Origin of the sequence: Streptomyces sp. NPDC014764, from assembly GCF_043082785.1 — a bacterium.
GTDB classification, from domain to species: Bacteria; Actinomycetota; Actinomycetes; order Streptomycetales; family Streptomycetaceae; genus Streptomyces; species Streptomyces althioticus.
Genome location: NZ_JBIBXY010000004.1, coordinates 319,239 through 337,698, shown reverse-complemented (window position 1 = coordinate 337,698; position 18,460 = coordinate 319,239). Strand labels below are relative to the sequence as shown.

Genomic DNA, 18,460 nt, shown 5'->3' with positions numbered 1-18,460 from the left:
GACAAAGCGACAGTGAAGCCATGACCACCACACTGATCACCGGGGCCAACAAGGGCCTCGGACACGAAACCGCCCGCCGTCTCGTCGAGGCGGGTCACACCGTCTGGGTCGGCTCCCGGGACGCCGAGCGGGGCCGTCGGGCCGCCGAACGCATCGGGGCCCGTTTCGTGCAGCTCGACGTCACCGACGACGCTTCGGTCGAGGCGGCCGTCAAGACCGTCGAGGCCGAGGACGGCCTCGACGTCCTCGTCAACAACGCCGGGGTCGAGCCCCGCGGCGAGGGCAACGCGATCCCCGAGGGTGAGGACACCACCGTCGAGGAGATGCGCACCGCCTTCGAGACGAACGTCTTCGGCGTCGTCCGGGTCACCCACGCGTTCCTGCCGCTGCTGCGCCGGTCCTCCGCGCCGGTCGTCGTGAACGTCAGCAGCGGCCTGGCGTCCCTGAGCCGGCTGTCCGACCCCGAGTCGTTCGCACACTTCTACCCGGCGGTCGCCTACCCGGCGTCCAAGGCCGCGGTCAACATGATCACTGTGCAGTACGCGAAGGCGCTGCCCAACTTCCGGGTCAACGCCGTGGAACCGGGTTTCACCAGGACCGATCTCAACGGCAACACCGGCACCCAGAGCGTCGAGGAGGGAGCGGAGATCATCGTCCGTATGGCGACCGTCGGCCCCGACGGGCCCACGGGCACCTTCACCGACCGCAACGGGCCCCTGCCCTGGTGACCCGAACAGCGACGCACGACGACGGAAAGGCCCGGGAACGCGAGGTCCCGGGCCTTTCCGTCGTGCCGTGCGCGGGTCAGACGGCGGGCTTCTCCTCCAGGCGGGGGAAGAGGACCGCGCCCTTGGTGACCGTGGAGCCGGACGGGAGGCGGCCCCAGGTGCCGGCCTCCTGGATCCTCTGGTCGGCGAGGGCGCCCAGGGCGGGCTCCGCGCCGAGGGAGTCCCACAGCTTCTGGGAGGTCTCCGGCATCACCGGGTTGAGCAGGACGGCCACCGCGCGGAGCGACTCCGCGGCCGTGTAGAGGATCGTCGCCAGGCGGGCCTTGCCCTCCGGCGAGTCGTCCTTCGCGACCTTCCAGGGCTCCTGCTCGGTGATGTAGCCGTTGACCTGCTTCACGAAGTCGAAGACCGCCAGGATGCCGCCCTGGAAGTCCAGCTCCTCGCCGATCTTCCGGTCCGCCTCCGTGACCGCCTTCGCCAGGCCGTCGTGGATCGCCTTCTCCGCGTCGCCGTCTGCCGTCGCGGCCGGCAGCTCACCGCCGAAGTACTTGCCGACCATCGCCGCCACGCGGGAGGCGAGGTTGCCGTAGTCGTTCGCCAGCTCGCTGGTGTAGCGGGCGGAGAAGTCCTCCCAGGAGAAGGAGCCGTCCTGGCCGAACGCGATCGCGCGCAGGAAGTACCAGCGGTACGCGTCCACGCCGAAGTGCGAGGTCAGGTCCTGCGGCTTGATGCCGGTCAGGTTGGACTTGCTCATCTTCTCGCCGCCGACCATCAGCCAGCCGTTCGCGGCGACCTTCCCGGGCAGCGGGAGGCCCTGCGCCATCAGCATGGCCGGCCAGATGATCGCGTGGAAGCGGAGGATGTCCTTGCCGACCAGGTGCACGTCGGCGGGGAAGGTCGACTCGAACTTCTCCGGGTTCTCGTTGTAGCCGACCGCCGTCGCGTAGTTCAGCAGCGCGTCGACCCACACGTAGATGACGTGCTTGTCGTCCCACGGGACCTTGACGCCCCAGTCGAACGTCGAGCGCGAGATGGAGAGGTCCTGCAGGCCCTGGCGCACGAAGTTCACGACCTCGTTGCGCGCGGACTCGGGCTGGATGAAGCCCGGGTTGGCCTCGTAGTGCGCGAGGAGCTTCTCGCTGTACTCGCTGAGCTTGAAGAAGTAGTTCTCCTCGCTGAGGATCTCCACGGGCTTCTTGTGGATCGTGCACAGCTTCAGGCCCGCGTACTCGCCCTCGCCGTCGAGCAGCTCACCGGGGAGCTTGTACTCCTCGCAGCCCACGCAGTACGGGCCCTCGTAGCCGCCCTTGTAGATCTCGCCCTTGTCGTACAGGTCCTGCACGAACTCCTGGACGCGGTCGGTGTGCCGCTTCTGCGTGGTGCGGATGAAGTCGTCGTTCGCGATGTCGAGGTGCTCCCACAGGGGCTGCCAGGCCTCCGTGACGAGCTTGTCGGCCCAGGCCTGCGGGGTGACCCCGTTCGCCTCGGCCGTGCGCATGATCTTCTGACCGTGCTCGTCCGTGCCGGTGAGGTACCACACCTTCTCGCCACGCTGGCGGTGCCAGCGGGTGAGCACGTCGCCTGCGACGGTCGTGTAGGCGTGGCCCAGGTGAGGAGCGTCGTTGACGTAGTAGATGGGGGTCGTGACGTAGTACGCCTTCGCCCCCTGCTTCTCTGATCCAGTGGCCGCCATGGTCGAAATCCTACTGGTCCCGAGGAGATCGACTCACACGCGTTTCGGGGGGCGGACGGGGGTGGACGGGGTTCCGTCCGTCCCTCCCCGTCCACCCCCCGGGGGTGGGTGAGCGCAGAGATTCCTACGGGCGCCAGTTCGCCAGTACGCCCTCGTACAGCTCCTTGTCCGTGAGCTCGCGCGGGGTGGGGCCCGCGTGGAAGAAGGCCGTGTTGTCCGTCTTGAGCTTGCGGAGGTAGTCGAACGCCTTGTTGTCGTGCTCACCGAAGGCGACGAAGGAGAAGAACACGTCGGGGTGGTTCTGCGCGGCCTCGGTGAGGGCCTTGGTGGCCGGGGTCTTCGCGTCGGGGGCGCCGTCCGTCTGGAAGACCACCAGGGCGGGGGTGCCGGCGGGCTCCTTCGCGTGCTGCTCGAGGACCGCCTCGACGGCCGCGTGGTAGCTGGTACGGCCCATCCGGCCGAGGCCCGCGTGCAGCTCGTCGATCTTGTTCTCGTGGTCGGTGAGGGTCAGCTCACCGGTGCCGTCCAGCTCGGTGGAGAAGAAGGTCACGTGGAGGGTGGCCTCGGGGTCCAGGTGCGCGGCCAGGGCGAGGGTCTGCTCGGCGAGGGCCTGGGCGGAGCCGTCCTTGTAGTACGGGCGCATGGACGCGGAGCGGTCGAGCACGAGGTGGATCTTGGCGCGGGCGCCGGTGAGGTCGTTCTTCTCGAGGACGGTGCCGGCTGCCTTGTAGGCGGTGGTGAGGGTGGTGTCGCGGAGGGCGGAGGCGGGGGTTGCGGGGCCCTGTGCTTCGGCCTCGGCTTCGCCTTCGTCCGGGTTTTCGTTCCCACCCGCACCACCCGTGCGGGTCTCGTTGTCGGGTGCGGGTGGCCCCTGGGGGGCCTGCTCGCCGTCGGCGGCCGCGGGGGTCGCCTCCGGCGCGGGTTCGGCCTCCGGCGCCTGAGCGGCGGGCTCCGCCTCCGGCGCCGGTTCCTCCTTCGCCTCCGGCTCGACGGTCGCCTCGGGCTCGGCCGCGGCCTTCGGCTCGGGCTCCGCTTCCGGCTTCGGCTCGGCGGTGGTCTCGGGCTCGGGCTCGGCCGCCGCCTCCGGTTCCGGGGCCGCTTCCGACGCGGCCTCGGCAGTCGCCACCGGCTCCGGGGTCGGCTCCGGTTTCGCCTCAGGCCCGGTCTCGGCAGCTGCTTCGGCCTTCGGCGCAGGCTCCGCCTTCGCCTCGGGCTCCGGCTCGACGGTCGCCTCGGGCTCGGCCGCGGCCTTCGCCTCGGGCTCCGCCTCCGCCTTCGCCTCGGCGGTGGCCTCGGCCTCAGGCTTGGCTTCCTGCTCGGGCTCGGGCTTGGCCTCGAGCTCGGGGGTCGGCTCGGGTTTGGCCTCGGCCTCGGCCTCGGGGGCCGGCTCGGGCTCGGCCTCGGCGTCGGCCGCCGGTTCCGGGGCTGCCTCGGGCGTCGCCTCCGGTTCGGGGGTTGCCTCAACCTCGGGCTTCTTGACCTCCGGCTCGTCGGCCTTCGGCTCCGTCACCTCCGGCGTGGTCCGCCTCTCGGCCTCGGCCGCGGGCTCCGCCGCCTCCGGCTCGGTCTTCGTCGGTGCCTTCGCCTCGGGCGTCACCTCCGGCACCGGAGGCGTCTCGGACTCGGTGTCGGAAGCCTTCGGCTTCTCCTCCGTCTCCGACGACTGCGCGGGCCGGGGGACCTCCACCTTGTCGAACGCCGACCTCACCAGGTCGTGTTCGTCGCTGTCGCGTTGTTCCGGGACCGTCGCGGTGGCGGACGGGTCGGGCGTCGTCGGGGCCGCCGCTTCCGTCGCCTCTGCGGCCGGCGCCGCACCCTCCGCTTCGGCGGACTTCGCTTTACGTGACCGGCCGAACGCGTTCCGCAGGAGAGTGAGAATGCCCATGTGCGCAACCCTTCGCGTGAGTTGATGCCCGTCAAACCCTGGCCAGGACGGACACGTAAGGTTAGCGGCCCTTGGGGGCGATCTTGGGCAGGGTGGGATCTGCGGGATCGTATCTGTCAAGGGCGTGATCCGGCCTGTGTGGGGTCGATGTTCCGCTCCGGCGTACGCCCGTGATGCCGTTCCGGGTTCACCCGCCGTTCACTCCCGCGCCCGGTCGTCGCACCCGTGGGCTCCTACGGTCGCCCTGACACCACGGGCCCGCCAAGGAGAGAACACGTGCGCAAGCTGCTGCCGTTGATCGGAACGCCGTCCGGTTCGCACCCCGGCGGCCGGTCCGCCCTGACTTGTCGTTTCCGGTGTGGTGACGCCTGTTTTCACGAGGTGCCCAACACCAGTGACAACGAGTACGTCGGTGACGTCGTCGCCGGCGCCCTCAGCCGCCGTTCGGTGATGCGGGCCGCCGCCGTGGTGACCGTCGCCGCGGCGGGGGCCGGTGCGGCCGGTGTCGCCACCGCGCCGCGGGCGGAAGCGGCTCCGGCCGCGAAAGGACGGCCAGGGCCGCAGAAGGGCGCCCGCGGCCTCCGCTTCGCCCCCGTCCCGCCCAACACCCGTGACGCCGTCAGCGTGCCGGACGGCTACCGGCAGAACGTCGTCATCCGCTGGGGCGAGCCCATCCTGCGCGGCGCGCCCGCCTTCGACCCCGAGCGGCAGAGCGCCCGCGCGCAGGCCGGACAGTTCGGGTACAACTGCGACTTCCTGGCGCTGCTGCCCCTGAAGGGCGAGCGGAACCGGCAGTTGCTGGTCGCCAACCACGAGTACACCGACGAGATCCTGATGTTCCGGGACTACGACCCGGAGAACCCGACCCGTGAGCAGGTGGAGATCGCCTGGGCCGCGCACGGTCTCGCCGTCGTCGCCGTGGAGGAGGACCGCGGGAACGGCCGGCTCACGGCCGTGAGCCGGCACCACCTCAACCGGCGGCTCACCGCCACCTCCGAGTTCCGGCTGACCGGGCCCGTCGCCGGCTCCGACCTGGTGAGGACCTCCGCCGACCCCACCGGCACACGGGTGCTCGGCACCCTCAACAACTGCTCCGGCGGCACCACCCCGTGGGGCACCACCCTGCACGGCGAGGAGAACTTCAACCAGTACTTCGCGAACGGCAGCAGCGCCACCGACAGGCGGTACGGGATCAACACCGGCGCGACCGAGCGCAAGTGGGAGCGGTTCGACGAGCGGTTCGACCTCGCCCAGGAACCGAACGAGGCGCACCGTTTCGGCTGGGTCGTAGAACTCGACCCGTACGACCCGCACTCCACGCCCCGCAAGCACACCGCGCTCGGCCGGTTCAAGCACGAGGCGGCGACCGTGCGGCTCACGCACGACGGGCGGCCGGTCGTCTACTCGGGCGACGACGAGCGGTTCGACTACTTCTACAAGTTCGTCGGCAGCAAGCGGATGCGGCACGGCAACAGCCGCGCGGCCCGTGAGCACAACCTCTCGCTGCTCGACGAGGGAACCCTCTATGTCGCGAAGCTGACCGGTGACTCGCCCGCGATCGAGATCGACGGCACGGGCAAGCTGCCGAAGGACGGCGAGTTCGACGGCAGCGGCGAGTGGATCCCGCTGGCCACCGCCACCGCGCACGGCGCCGTCTCGCACGTGGAGGGCATGACCGCCGAAGAGGTCTTCGTCTTCACGCGGCTCGCCGGCGACAAGGTGGGCGCCACCAAGATGGACCGGCCCGAGGACATCGAGCCGAACCCCGTCACCGGCAAGGTGTACGTCGCGCTCACCAACAACTCGAACCGCGGTACCGGCGCCAACCCGAAGGCGGACGAGGCCAACCCGCGCCACGCCAACAAGCACGGTCACGTCCTGGAGCTCACCGAGCGGTGGAACCGGCCGGAGAGCACCCGCTTCGCCTGGTCGCTGTTCCTCGTCGCGGGCGACCCGGAGGACCCGTCGACGTACTTCGCCGGGTTCCCGAAGGACGCCGTCAGCCCGATCTCGTGCCCGGACAACGTCACCTTCGACCCGCACGGCAACCTGTGGATCTCCACCGACGGCAGCGCCCTCGGCTCCCACGACGGCCTCTTCGGCGTCGCCACGCGGGGGGAGCGGCGTGGTGAGCTGAAGCAGTTCCTGACCGTGCCGACGGGCGCCGAGACCTGCGGCCCCGTCGTGCAGGACCGGCGGGTGCTGGTGGCCGTGCAGCACCCGGGCGAGGTCGACGGCGCGACCGTGGAGCGGCCCGCCAGCACCTGGCCCGACGGCCCCGGCACGTACGTCCGCCCGGCGGTCGTCGCGGTGTGGCGCGCGGACGGGCGGGACATCGGCGTCTGACGGCGGACCGGTACGTGCCGGGGGTGCTCACGCCCCCGGCACCAGCTCCTCCAGCCACTCCCGGTACGCGGGCGCCTGCCGGGCCACCTCCTGGTAGGCGTCCGCCAGGTGCGGGTAGACCCCCTCCAGCTCGGTGTCCGTGCGCGCCGCCAGCAGCAGCCGTACGCCCAGCGGGTCGCCGGCGATGCGGCGGACGGCCGTGTCGGGGCGGGAGGGGGAGGTCGGCTGGCAGACGGTGACGACCTCGCCGATCGCGACCAGGGACGCGGCCGTGTGGTAGTCGCCGTGCAGCACGGGCGGGTCGATGCCCGCCTCGCGCAGCATGCGCCGTACCGCGTCCCACTCGCCGTCGACCGCCGGGTCGATCATCCAGCGGTCGTGGGCCAGGTCGGAGAGGCCGACGACCGGGCGGGCCGCGGCCGGGTGGTCGGCGGGCAGGGACACGAACTGCGGTTCGCGGGCGATGAGGACGCGGGTGCGCAGCCCGTCGGGGACGCGCAGCGGGCAGCCCTCCACCTCGTGCACGAACGCCACGTCGAGCTGGCCGTCGGCGACCATGCGCAGCAGGGCGTTGGCGGAGACGTCCATGTGCAGGGTGGGTTCCTGCCAGTGCCGGCGCAGGCGGCGCAGCCAGCCGGCCAGCGCACGGCTCGCGGTGGAGCCGAGGCGCAGCTGGCGGCCGCCGAGGGCGGCGGCGCGGGCCTCGGTGACCAGGGAGCGCAGCTCGGTGACGAGCGGGCGGGCGCGGCTGAGCACCAGCCGGCCCAGTGGGGTGGGACGGCAGCCCGTGCGCGCGCGGACGAACAGGGCACCGCCCAGCTCCTGTTCGATGCGCCGCAACTGCGTGCTCAACGAGGGCTGGGCCACGCCGAGCTGGCGTGCGGCCCGGTGCAGGCTGCCCGTGTCGGCGATCGCGCACAGTGCCCTGAGGTGCCGGACCTCAAGCTCCATGTCCTGGGAGGGTAAGCGGGAAGTTCAGGTTTCACCAGACACCCAAACCCCGCCTGTGCAGGCGTAGTCGGGCGTCTGCGACACCGGATTCCCGGAGGCGTGCGGCACTTGGCCGGACCGTGGCGATAGCCCGGTCCTATCACCGGTTGCCATCATCACAGCCGTCGCACAGGCACGGACACTCACCGGTGACACGTGACTCACCCCCCACCGAAGGAGTCATCGATGCGCCTGCGCATGCCCCTGTCCGTGCTGTCCGCGGCCGGTCTGAGCCTGACCGCGCTCGGTCTGGGCGCCGCCCCGGCCGGCGCCGCCGAGGCCCCCCTCGCGTCCGCCGACACGTACGCCACGTACGCCGGCTCGTCCGAGGAGGCCGCGGCCAACCGCGCGTTCTTCGAGGCCGTGCTGAAGTCCGTCGCGGAGAAGCGGGCCGCCGACCCCACCGGCGCCGCCGCGGTCACCGTCGTCTACAACGCCTCCCAGGCGCCGACGTTCGCGAGCCAGATAGCCCGGAGCGCCCAGATCTGGAACAGCTCGGTCTCCAACGTGAGACTGCAGTCGGGCACCTCGGGCGCCGACTTCTCGTACCGCGAGGGCAACGACTCGCGCGGTTCGTACGCGTCGACCGACGGTCACGGCCGTGGCTACGTCTTCCTCGACTACGCCCAGAACCAGACCTACGACTCGACGCGGGTGACCACGCACGAGACCGGTCACGTGCTGGGTCTGCCGGACAACTACTCCGGTCCGTGCAGCGAGCTGATGTCCGGCGGCGGCCCCGGCCCGTCCTGCACCAACGCCTACCCGAACTCGGCCGAGCGGTCGCGGGTGGACCAGCTGTGGGCGAACGGGTTCGCCGCGGCGCTCGACAAGGCGGAGAAGGCGCTGGAGAAGTCCGGCCGCTGATCCGTGCGTGTCCCGTCAGGTGCGGGCCGTCCCCTCTGTGGGGGCGGCCCGCACCGCCGTGTCACCGGCCGGTGTGCAGGGTGAGGTCGACCAGGACCGCGCGGTGGTCGGTGTCACCGAGGCCGAGGAAGCGGGCGCGGTCCGCGGCGAACTCCTCGGAGACCAGGACGTGGTCGATCTGCGTGCCGAACGCCGGGGCCGTGCGGGCGGGCCAGGTCGGCGTGCGGTCGGCGCCGTCGAGCCGGGCGGCGTCGCGCAGTCCGGTGTCGAGGATGCGGCGGAACGAGGCGTGGTCCTGGGAGGCGTTGAAGTCGCCGGCGAGGACGGTCGGCAGGTCGCGTGCGGTTTGCGCCGCGTCCCGGATCCCGGCCAGCTCCCGCTGCCACGCCGGCACCTGGTCCGGCAACGGCGGCACGGGGTGCGCCAGCTGCAGGCGTACGGTGCGGCCGCCGACGTCGGCGGTGGCGCCGGGCATGCCCATCGTGCCGGGGACCGGCGGGGTCGGGGTGAGCGGGAGACGGCTGAGGATGACGGAGCCCTTGGAGCCGTCGCCCTCGACGGCGCTGCGGTGCGGGTGGGTGGCGGACAGGTCGCGCTCCAGGACGGCGCCACAGCGTCGGTCGCACTCCTGGACGAAGACGAGGTCCGGCTTCTCACGGCGTACGGCGTCGGCGAGCGGGCCGGTCGCCCTGCCGTACTCCACGTTCGCGGTCAGCACCCGCAACTGGGCGACGGGCGGTCCGGACGGGTCGTCGGTCTTCCCGTACGGCTCGATGTACCAGGCCAGCAGGCCGAGCAGGGCCACGCCCCACACGGCGCCGGTCCACCAGCGGGACCGCAGTGTGAGGAGGAGGCCGGCGGCGGTGGGGAGCAGCAGCCAGGGCAGGAAGGCGAGGAGCTGGGGCACTGGGGTGACGGCGTCGGTGTCGGCCGCGCGGCAGCCGACGACCACGCTCACGCCGGCGAACAACAGCGCCGCGAGCCAGGCGCCTGGACGCGGCGGCTGTCCGGCCCCGTCCCCCGCAGTCTCCAATGTGGCCGCCTCCTGTCGAACGGGTTCGGCTCCGATCTTGCCTCAGGGGCGAGGGGGTGGGGTGACGGGGGCAGACACCCGCCGTCTGCGGGCATTCGTGCCTCCCCCAGTGCTCTGAGGCCTGCGAGGTGCCCCCAGGGCGATGGGGAGGGTGGGTGCAGGGGCACCTGGCGGCGCCTCCGGCGCCCCCGCCGAGACCCGCGCTCCTAGCGGCTACCCGTCTGCCCGGAACCGCCGTCCGCCGACTGCAGGCCGTGGGGGGCTGGTCGCGCAGTTCCCCGCGCCCCTGAAGGGGCGCTGGTCGGGGTGGCCGGGGCCGGTGTCGCAGTGGGCGGTGAGGGCAGGGTGCCGCGCCTGCGGCGGAAGGCGGGCCGGCCCGTCAGCCAGCAGATCAGGGCCACCACCGCCCCCACGGCGAGGAGAGCCCAGGACGCCGTCCTGAGGGTGGCCGTGAGGGCGTCGAAGACCGCTCCCGCCGCCGGTCGGTGGACGTCGTCCGGGAGGTCGCCCAGGGTCAGCCGGCGGCCGGCCGCGACCGCCAGGGCGAGGAGGGCGCCACCCAGCGCGGTGCCCAGCCCGGCGGCGGTGAGGACACGGCGGCGGGAGACGGCGGCCACGACGCCGGTGACGGCGAGGGCGACGGCGGTGAGGGGCAGCCACAGGGCGGCGGCGTCCAGCAGCCGGTACCCCTGGCGCAGCCCGGCCACCTCCTCGGCGGGGACCACGGGGACCTCGGTGTGCTCGACGGGGATGCGGTGGGCGTAGGGCATGTGGTCGGCCTCTAGCCGCTGCTTGACCTGTGCGGTGACGGGGGCGAGGTCGAGGGTGACGGGTCCGGCGGAGGGCGCGTCGTCACGCAGGGCGTGCAGCACCGCGTCGTGGAGGGCGCGGTTGCCGGCCTCCCATGCGGTGCGGAATGCGTCCGTACGGGTGAACGACTCGACGGCGTCCCGTACGAACGGGCCGACGGTGGCGTCGCCGGCGGCCCGCGTCTGCAGTTCGCGTACGACCTCGTCGCCGACGGCGTCCGCTACGGCCTCGCGTACGGCGGGGTCTGTGGCGAGTGGGGCCATGGTGCGGACGTAGCGGCCGGTGTCGGCGAGGCCGAACGCGGCCCAGGTGGCGAGGATGCCGAGGGGGACGAGCAGGCAGGCGACGGCGACGCACGCCGCGCCGATCCTGTCCCGCACCCGCCGGGTGCCGCTCCACGTACTCACGCCTCCAGGCAACCCGCCTGCCCCCGGGGGCGCGAGCGGGGCACCCCCGAACGGGGCGGCGTGACCGGGGGTGTCTGGTCTGCGGGCAGTCGTGCCGCTGGGGCGCAGGCGGCACCTTTGTAGCGCGCCTCTGCCTGGTCCCGTGGCCGTGGCGGCGACCCGCGTGCCGTTGACCCGTTGTCGGCCGGCTGCAGCCCGTCGCGGGCTGGTCGCGCAGTTCCCCGCGCCCCTGGGGTGTCTGCTCTGCGGGCAGTCGTGCCGCCTGCGCCACGACCCGCACGCCGGCGGGCGTCGCACGAACCGCCTCACTCCAGGCGGTGACCCTCCGCGTCCTCCTTCGTGTAATAGCGGTAGAACAGCAGCAGGAACGTGCCTGCCATCACGCCCACACCCAGGGCGACCGAGCGGTAGATGCTGCCGTTGGACTGGCTGAAGAGGAAGCCGACCGCGATGCCGGCGAAGGCGGCCCAGGCCACGGCGTGGAGTCCGCGGTGGAGTTTCGGGGCGACCGTGAGCAGAGTGATGAGGACGACGGCGAAGACGAGTGCCGTGAGGAAGCCGAACAGCAGGTTCCAGCCGGTGATGGGGCCGCCGTAGCGCCGGTTCGCCGCGGCCCAGAAGCCGTAGACCAGCGCCGCGAGGACGGGCAGGACGATCTGGGCCATGTGATGGGTGCGGGCGTCGAAGACGTCGGTGGTGCGGCCCTGTTCGATCATGCCCCGGTTCCGGGGCGCAGCGTGCGCCATGGGAGCACTCCTTCCTCCGTCCCCCGTCCCTCCAGGGCACACCTGCCGCGCCGGGGCGGCAACTCGATCGCCCTGGGACAGTGCCCGGTGGGAGGGGATGCGGCCGTCACGGGCGCGTGTTTCGCTGGGGCCGTGAGTCCGGCCATCACAGGACACGCCCTGCCCGAGCCGTACCCGGCGGTCGGCACGGGCGACGTCATGGAGCGCCAGAAGCTGCTGCGGGTAGGAGGCCGCAGTGTCGCCTGGGCGCCTCCGCTGCTGCTGCTCGTGGCGATCGCGGTGGCCGACTACAACACCACCGGCGAGTTCCGGATCATCTCCTGGATCGTGCTGGTGCCGGGCATAGCGGCCGCGCTGTGCGGGGTGTGGGGCACAGCGGTGTTCGCGGTGCTGTCCATGGGCGCGTACACCGTCGTGGACAACGCCTGGCCGCACCAGTTCCAGGCGGGTCTGCCCGACTTCATCCTGGTCGCCCTCGGCGGGGTCCTCGCCACGCTGGCGTGCGCGGTGCGGGTGCGCGGCGAGCGGCGGGCGCTGCACATGCGGGACGTGACCGACACGGTGCGGCGTACCGTGCTGCGGCCGCTGCCGCCCGGCTGGGGCGGTCTGGAGCACGCGGGTGTCTATCTCACCGCCGACGCCCAGGCCCGGGTCGGCGGTGACTTCTACGACATCCAGCCGGGGCCGCACGGCACCCGTGTGTTCGTGGGGGACGTGCAGGGCAAGGGGCTGGGCGCGGTGGAGACGGCGGCGGTGCTGCTCGGCACGTTCCGCGAGGCGGGTTTCCACGAGGAGGACCTGGCGGTGGTCGCCGACCGGCTGGAGTCGCGGATGGTGCGCCACCGCGCGTACACGACCGCCCTCGGCCGCGCGGACGGCGACCGGTTCGCCACGGCCGTGCTGCTCTCGTTCCCCGCGGACGAGGACGACGCAGTCGACACCGTCGTCTTCGGCCATGAGCCGCCGCTGGCGGTGGGCCCGTCGGGGGTGCGGCGCCTGCCGGCGGTCGGAGGGCTGCCGCTCGGCTACCGGGACCTGGCGCCCGGCGGCCCCCCGGTGCGCCGGGTGCGTCTGCGCCTCGACGAGACGCTGCTGGTGGTGACGGACGGGGTGACGGAGGCCCGGGACCGGGAGGGTCACTTCTACCAGGTCGCGGAGGAGGTGCGGCAGGCGGTGGCAGCCGACCCGCGGCTGATGGCTCCCGGCCGGCTGGTGCTGCTCGTACGGGACGGGACGCTGCGGCACTGCCGGGGGCATCTGGCGGACGACACCACGGCGTTCGCGGTGCGCCGCAGCAGGGACACGGGGGTCGAACGCCGCGAAGGGGGACGTTCACCGCTGTGACGCCCCCGTTTGCGACCGCAGCGGTTACGGTGCTGCCGTGGGTGATCGACAGGGGGAGGGGACCATGCCCGGGACCGTGCTGCTGCTCGCGGCGTCGCCACTGGGCCGTGGGCGGCTGGTGGACGCGGCGTCCGTGCTCCCCGTGCTCGCGGCGGTGCCCCCGTCGGTGCTGTCCGGCGCGGACACCGCGAACGTCGTGGAGCTGGCCGACCCGCTGGAGCCGCAGGCGGTGCTGACCCGGCTGCGCGCGGCGGCCGCGGCGCCCGGCCCGCTGACCGTGTACGTGGCGGGGGAGCTGCGCCTGGACCGCAGGCAGGGGCTGCCGCACCTGGCGCTGGCCCGCACCACCCCGGCGACCGTGCGGTACACGGCGCTGCCCTGGCACTGGTTCCGGGACGAGCTGCGGCTGCGCCCGGCGGGCGCGACGACGCTGTTCCTCGATCTGCACGCCGACGCGGACACCTGGCGGGCGCTGTGCGAGCCGCCCGCGCCGGGCCGGCCGTTCCCGCTGGACTGCGGCCGTGACGCCGCCGTTTACGGTCGCATCGCACCTCCGCCGTCGCGGCGCGGGGTGGCGGCGCCGGCGTACATGAAGGCGTTGGCGACGCTGCTGCGCAGCGGGCGGCGGCTGCCCGACGAGGAGCTGCACCAGCGGACGCTGGCCCGGATCACGCCGGAGGGCGCGGGCCCCGGCCTGGTGCTGGCGCAGCGCGGGCCGCTGCCGGGCGACCCGCACGCGGCGGTCACGGCGGCCGTCCGCGCGGGGCGGCACGCGGAGGCGGACGCGCTGGCCGCGCGCATGGAGCAGGCGGCGGGGCTCGCGCACGGCCCGGTGTCGGAGGAGGCGCTGCACTGGACGGAGGTCCGCGCGGACCTGGCGATGCTGGCGGGCGACGCGGCGCGCAGCTGCCGTGCCTGGATGGCACTGGCGGGCACCCGGCTGGCCGCCGGGCAGTCGGCCGAGGCGCCGGCCGTGGAGGCGGCCGTGGACCGCGCCCACCACCAGTGGGGCCGGGTCGACGACCCGGTGCGGGTGCATGAACTCGGTTTGCAGTTGGTGGAGTTGAGGAGCCGGGTGCCGGGGCGCCGGGAGGGGGCCGTGGAGCACGTGCGGCGCCGGTTGCGTGTGGTGCAGGGGCGCGGGACGTTGCCCGCAGGGCATCTGCGTACGGACCCTCCCCAGGGAGCAACCGCAGTGCCATGATGGGGAGTTATGGCTGAGGGGGACGGAGTGGCCGACCAGGACATCTGCATACGGCTGGACGGGAGCGCGACGGAGGGTGACGTCACCGCCCTGCGCAACTGGCTGGAGCGGGAGAAACCGCTGGACGACCTGTTGCGGGACGGGAGGCTGCGGCTCTTCGAGAGGCCCGCCGCCGACCACGGCGGCGCACCGATGGGGACGAGTCAGGAGATCGTCATCGCCGTCACGTCGGCGGGCGCGACCGTGGTGTTCCAGGAGCTGTTGGAGCAGGTCAAGCGGGGTGTGACGGCCTGGCGGGACAACCGCCGTCAGGTCGAGGACGGCGAACCGCCGCAGGGCAGAGTCGAACCGGTGAACCGCGACGACAGGTAGGCCGGTGCAGCCTGAGGACGCGGGGGAGCCGATGGACCGTGCGCTGCTGATCGGTGTGTCCGACTACCGCTTCACGAAGGGCCCGCACGCGGTGCCGGGCAAGCTGCCGGCCGTGGAGAAGAACCTGCCCGTGCTGCGTGAGGCGCTGGTGCGTGCCGGGGTGTTCCGCGACAGGAACATCGTTCCGCTGCCGTCGCCGGACTTCGCCGAGGCGGCACGGGAGCTGCAACGGGTCGCCGGGGAGGCCCGCGGGCTGCTGCTGGTCTACTTCGCGGGGCACGGGGCGATCCCCAGCGGGGGCGACGAGCTGTATCTGCAGATGCGGGACGCCCAGGTGTTCGCCGGCGAGCACACGGTGTTCAACGCCGCCGTGTCGTTCAGCGACCTGATGGGGACGGTGCTGGCCACGAGCCGCGCGGACCGCATCGTGGTGATCCTCGACTGCTGTTTCGCGGGCAACGCGGCGCGCGTGTGGGAGCACTTCGAGGACAAGCGGCGCGTCGTGCTGCTGATGAGCGTGCAGGCCAACCACCGTATCGACGCGGGCGATCCGGACACCCCCACGCCGTACACGGAGAACTTGGCGGAGCTGCTCGGCGAGGAGGGTGGCAGGACCGTCTCCCGGCTCGCCGCCCGGCTGCGGCGGCGCATGGCCGAGCAGAAGCGCCGCACCCTGCGCAACGAGCCCTGGCAGCCGCAGCTGCGCGCCGACGCCGAGGTGACGCTGGGGAGGAGGGGCCTGCGGTTTCCGCTCCTGGACCCGGACGGGCCCGGCCCGTCGGGCTCGGACCCGTCGCCCGATCCGCCGAGCCCCTCGCCGCCTCCCCGGCGTCCTCGGCTGCCGGCGTGGGTGGTGGCGTTGTGGCGGCGCCCGCGCGCCCTGGCGGAGAAGTGGCGCCGTGCGCGGCGGCGCGAGGACTCCGGCCCGGACGGGGGCGGGCGGCCGGCCCGCCGCATCCTGCTCCGGCTCGCCGTGCCCGCGCTGCTCGCCCTCGGCATGCTCGGCGTGGGCCTCTACGGGCCGCTGGGTCTGGCCGGCGGGGACGACACCCGCTGCGCCCCGCCGCTCGAACTGCGCGTGCTCACCGACGCGGACCTGGAAGAGACCTTCCGCACGGCCGCCGACGCCTATCTCACCTCCGACGCGAACACCACCGGAGCGGGTTGCCGGCGCACCGGCATCACCGTCTACAGCGCGGGCTCCTCCGACGTGGTCGACGCACTGCGCCGGCGCACGGACGCCTGGCAGGAGCCCGAGGGCGCCGAGGTCAACCCGCAGCGGGACATCGGTCCGCAGCCCGACGTGTGGATCCCCGCCTCCCGTGCCGAGGCCGACCGGGTGCTGGAGGAGCAGGACACGGACGCCGTGGCCGAGCTGGAGCCGGGGGAGTCGCCCCTCGCCCACTCCCCCGTCGTGCTCGCCGTACCCGAGCGCCTCGCCCCCGAAGGGCTGGACGACATCACGGGACGGCCCCTGACCGAGATGATCGAAGCTCTGACCGGGCACGCCGAGGGCGTGACCGTGCGCCGCCCCGACCCCGAGTTCACCGACTCCGGACTCCTCGCCACGGTCGGCCTGTACGGCGACCCGCCCTCAGTGGCCGAGGGGGAGCGCATGGTCGGACAGCAGGGGCCGCCCTCGCCCACGGCCGGCGACCTGCTGTGCGACCTGCCCGAGGACGACGCCGTGGACGACCGCACAGCCGCCCTCGTCCCGGAGTTCCTCCTCGTCAGCGGGGTCGACTGCGAGGACAACACCCGCACCCCGCGCTGGGCCCTGTACCCCGCCGACGTGCCCGGGATGGACCCGGTGTTCGTACGGGTGCGCTGGGACGACGCCGACGGCGACGACGACGGCGGAGACGACGACATGGCCCGGGACGCGGCGGTGGCCTCCTTCCGCGACTGGCTGGCCGGTGACGGTGGCAGCGACGTGTTCGCCCGGCAGGGCTTCCGCGACCCCGACGACGGGGAACTGCTGGCCTCCGAACACAAGCCCGACGGTGTGAAGCTCGCGCCCAGCCCGCTCGACGAGTCGGCGGGCCGGAACGAGATGGAGCAGGCCCTGAGCGCCTACCAGGCGTACGGCGGTCCCGGCCGGGTGCTGTTCCTGCTGGACAGCTCCGGTTCCATGGCCGATCTGTGGCAGGGGCCGAGCGGCGGCCCCGGGCTGCTGCGGCAGACGCTGGGCGGGCTGGGCGCCGAGGACGAGTACGGCGTCTGGGCGGTCGCGGACACCGGCGACGGCCCGTACGAGACGCTGCTGGGATTCGGCAGGCACTGGCGGAAGGACGCCGAGGAGGCCGTCGACGAGCGGGCCCGGGTGCGGGACGCCTCGGCCGACCCGCACGCGGCGCTGCTCGCGGCGTTCGACGAGATGGAGGACCGGGGGGACGACGGCCGGCCCCAGATGATCGTGCACATCACCGACGGTGAGCACGGGGAGCACCTGGCGGGCGGACGGCTGCGGGAGGTGCTGGACCGGGCCGAGGCGAGCGAGGTGCCGGTGACCGTGGCCGTCCTGGGAAGCGGAGGCTGTGACGAGGGCCGCCCGGACCAGCGGATCGCCGAGGTGAGCGGCGGGCGCTGCCTGGACGCGGGGGACGACGTGGGCGCCGCCCTGCACGACGAGATCGCCCGCATCGGAACGGGGGACGACTGATGCCGCGACGGCTCACCGCGCTGCTCGCACCGCTGTTGCTGCTCGCCGCCTGCACGGGCGGCGGGGGCGGGACGCCCGAACCGGCCGCCGAGGAGAAACCAGGCACGATCGTCGTGGCCAGCGGCCGGGACGTCACCGGCAGCAACGGTGTGCGGCAGCGGCTCATCGACGCCTGGAACCGGGAACAGAGGCAGAAGGCGAAGGGCTCGGACTTCTACCAGGCGCGGCTGGTGGAGCTGCCCGGCAGCGCCGACGAGCAGCGCAGCCAGCTGCTGGGCGCCCTGCAGTCCGGCAGCGCCCGGTACGACGTGGTGAACCTGGACGTGACCTGGGTGCCGGAGTTCGCGGAGGCGGGGCTGGTGCGGGCGCTGCCGGACGACCTCGTGGACGCGGACGTGATCGGTCCGGTCGCGGAGACCGCCCGGTGGGACGGGAAGGTCTACGCGGTGCCGTTCAACAGCGACGTCGGCCTGCTCTACTACCGGACCGACCTCCTGCGGACGGCCGGTGTCGAGAAGCCGTACGTCCCTGAGGGGTTCACCTGGGAGAAGCTGCGCGGGCACATCTTCACCCTGGACGAGAAGCTCGGCACCCCCGACTACCGGAGCGGCTGGACCACCCAGCTCGCCCCGTACGAGGGCCGCACGGTCAACGCGATGGAGGCGTTCGCCACGGCGGTGCCCGATCTGAGACTGGTGGACGAGGACGGCCGTTACGCGGGGGACGTGGAGCAGCTCAGACGGGGCGTGCAGGAACTCGCCAACCGTGTCGTCCCGCTCTACATCTCCTCGAAGGCGAAGGAGCACGACGAGACCGACTCGACCAGCGAGTTCACCGAGGGGGGTACGGCCTTCCTGCGTGCCTGGCCCTCCGCCTACCCCACCCTGTACCGGGCGTTCGGGAAGCGCCTGGGAGTCGCGCCGCTGCCGGGGCGGGCGGTGCTCGGCGGGCAGAACCTGGCGGTGACCACGTCGTCGGAGCGGGCGCGGAAGGCGACCGAACTGATCCGGTTCCTCACCGGGCGGCAGAGCGAACGCTGCCTGCTGGAGGCGGGGTTCGCGGCGACCCGGGCCTCCGCCTACAACCGTGCGCTGCGGTGCCCCGCGGAGATCTCCGCCGCGCCCGCCCCCTCCCCGACGGGGGAGGCGGACGAGGTGCCGCGCGGGGACGGGGGACGTCCCGGGCTCACGGACGAGATGCTCAGGAAGGCGCTGGAGCGGGCCGTGCACCGCCCGAGGACCCCGCTCTACGGCGCCTTCACACAGACCGTCATCACGCAGCTCGGCCCGCTCGTGGAGAGCGGCTCGGCCAACCCGGACGCGCTGGCGCGACGCCTCGACGAGGCGCTGCGCAGAGCCCTGCCCGGCTGAGCT

General features: G+C 73.2%; 14 protein-coding genes. 8 read left to right on the top strand and 6 right to left on the bottom strand.

Translation table 11 applies throughout. The annotated features are described in order from the left end of the window. The first annotated feature begins 20 nt into the window (after positions 1 to 20). Positions 21 to 728, top strand: coding sequence for an SDR family oxidoreductase (locus ACF1AG_RS13410; RefSeq protein ID WP_359600478.1), 708 nt, complete (start codon positions 21 to 23; stop codon positions 726 to 728). A gap of 76 nt (positions 729 to 804) precedes the next feature. Here the strand turns inward: ACF1AG_RS13410 and metG are convergent, their stop codons facing one another. Together metG and ACF1AG_RS13400 are read right to left on the bottom strand one after the other, a co-directional pair. Continuing rightward, a complete protein-coding gene (metG, locus tag ACF1AG_RS13405; protein ID WP_359600480.1) occupies positions 805 to 2,421 on the bottom strand; it encodes a methionine--tRNA ligase in 1,617 nt (538 codons plus the stop codon). 124 nt (positions 2,422 to 2,545) lie between these two features. Beyond that, the gene (locus ACF1AG_RS13400) at positions 2,546 to 4,306 is read right to left on the bottom strand and encodes a VWA domain-containing protein (protein WP_359600482.1); all 1,761 of its coding nucleotides are present in this window, start codon (positions 4,304 to 4,306) and stop codon (positions 2,546 to 2,548) included. A gap of 276 nt (positions 4,307 to 4,582) precedes the next feature. On the opposite strand from ACF1AG_RS13400, the gene ACF1AG_RS13395 reads away from it, so the two are divergent. Continuing rightward, positions 4,583 to 6,652, top strand: coding sequence for a PhoX family protein (locus ACF1AG_RS13395; protein WP_359600484.1), 2,070 nt, complete (start codon positions 4,583 to 4,585; stop codon positions 6,650 to 6,652). A 27-nt stretch (positions 6,653 to 6,679) separates the two neighbouring features. Here ACF1AG_RS13395 and ACF1AG_RS13390 read toward each other — a convergent pair whose 3' ends face one another. Next, positions 6,680 to 7,603: a LysR family transcriptional regulator gene (locus ACF1AG_RS13390; protein WP_359600486.1), complete on the bottom strand. Its 924-nt coding sequence runs from the start codon at positions 7,601 to 7,603 to the stop codon at positions 6,680 to 6,682. 225 nt (positions 7,604 to 7,828) lie between these two features. Between ACF1AG_RS13390 and snpA the strand changes: the two genes are divergently transcribed. After that, positions 7,829 to 8,509, top strand: a complete 681-nt coding sequence (snpA, locus tag ACF1AG_RS13385; RefSeq protein WP_359600487.1) for a snapalysin — start codon at positions 7,829 to 7,831, stop codon at positions 8,507 to 8,509. A gap of 61 nt (positions 8,510 to 8,570) precedes the next feature. Here snpA and ACF1AG_RS13380 read toward each other — a convergent pair whose 3' ends face one another. The 3 genes from ACF1AG_RS13380 to ACF1AG_RS13370 form a co-directional block, all read right to left on the bottom strand. Further along, positions 8,571 to 9,542, bottom strand: a complete 972-nt coding sequence (locus ACF1AG_RS13380; RefSeq protein WP_391809760.1) for an endonuclease/exonuclease/phosphatase family protein — start codon at positions 9,540 to 9,542, stop codon at positions 8,571 to 8,573. 206 nt (positions 9,543 to 9,748) lie between these two features. Further along, positions 9,749 to 10,759 (bottom strand): hypothetical protein, encoded by a 1,011-nt coding sequence (locus ACF1AG_RS13375; RefSeq protein ID WP_391809759.1) that lies wholly within the window; start codon positions 10,757 to 10,759, stop codon positions 9,749 to 9,751. A 305-nt stretch (positions 10,760 to 11,064) separates the two neighbouring features. After that, positions 11,065 to 11,505 (bottom strand): hypothetical protein, encoded by a 441-nt coding sequence (locus tag ACF1AG_RS13370; protein WP_359600493.1) that lies wholly within the window; start codon positions 11,503 to 11,505, stop codon positions 11,065 to 11,067. 132 nt (positions 11,506 to 11,637) lie between these two features. On the opposite strand from ACF1AG_RS13370, the gene ACF1AG_RS13365 reads away from it, so the two are divergent. From ACF1AG_RS13365 to ACF1AG_RS13345, 5 genes are all read left to right on the top strand, one after another. Then, positions 11,638 to 12,849: a PP2C family protein-serine/threonine phosphatase gene (locus ACF1AG_RS13365; RefSeq protein WP_387795959.1), complete on the top strand. Its 1,212-nt coding sequence runs from the start codon at positions 11,638 to 11,640 to the stop codon at positions 12,847 to 12,849. A gap of 64 nt (positions 12,850 to 12,913) precedes the next feature. Beyond that, positions 12,914 to 14,053, top strand: a complete 1,140-nt coding sequence (locus ACF1AG_RS13360) for a hypothetical protein (protein ID WP_391809758.1) — start codon at positions 12,914 to 12,916, stop codon at positions 14,051 to 14,053. 9 nt (positions 14,054 to 14,062) lie between these two features. Continuing rightward, positions 14,063 to 14,425 (top strand): hypothetical protein, encoded by a 363-nt coding sequence (locus ACF1AG_RS13355; protein ID WP_359600499.1) that lies wholly within the window; start codon positions 14,063 to 14,065, stop codon positions 14,423 to 14,425. A gap of 4 nt (positions 14,426 to 14,429) precedes the next feature. Continuing rightward, entirely contained in the window at positions 14,430 to 17,087 is a 2,658-nt protein-coding gene (locus ACF1AG_RS13350) for a VWA domain-containing protein (RefSeq protein WP_359600501.1), read from the top strand. Further along, positions 17,087 to 18,457 (top strand): extracellular solute-binding protein, encoded by a 1,371-nt coding sequence (locus tag ACF1AG_RS13345; protein ID WP_387795955.1) that lies wholly within the window; start codon positions 17,087 to 17,089, stop codon positions 18,455 to 18,457. Before ACF1AG_RS13350 ends, ACF1AG_RS13345 begins: the two co-directional genes overlap by 1 nt. The last annotated feature ends 3 nt before the right edge of the window (positions 18,458 to 18,460 follow it).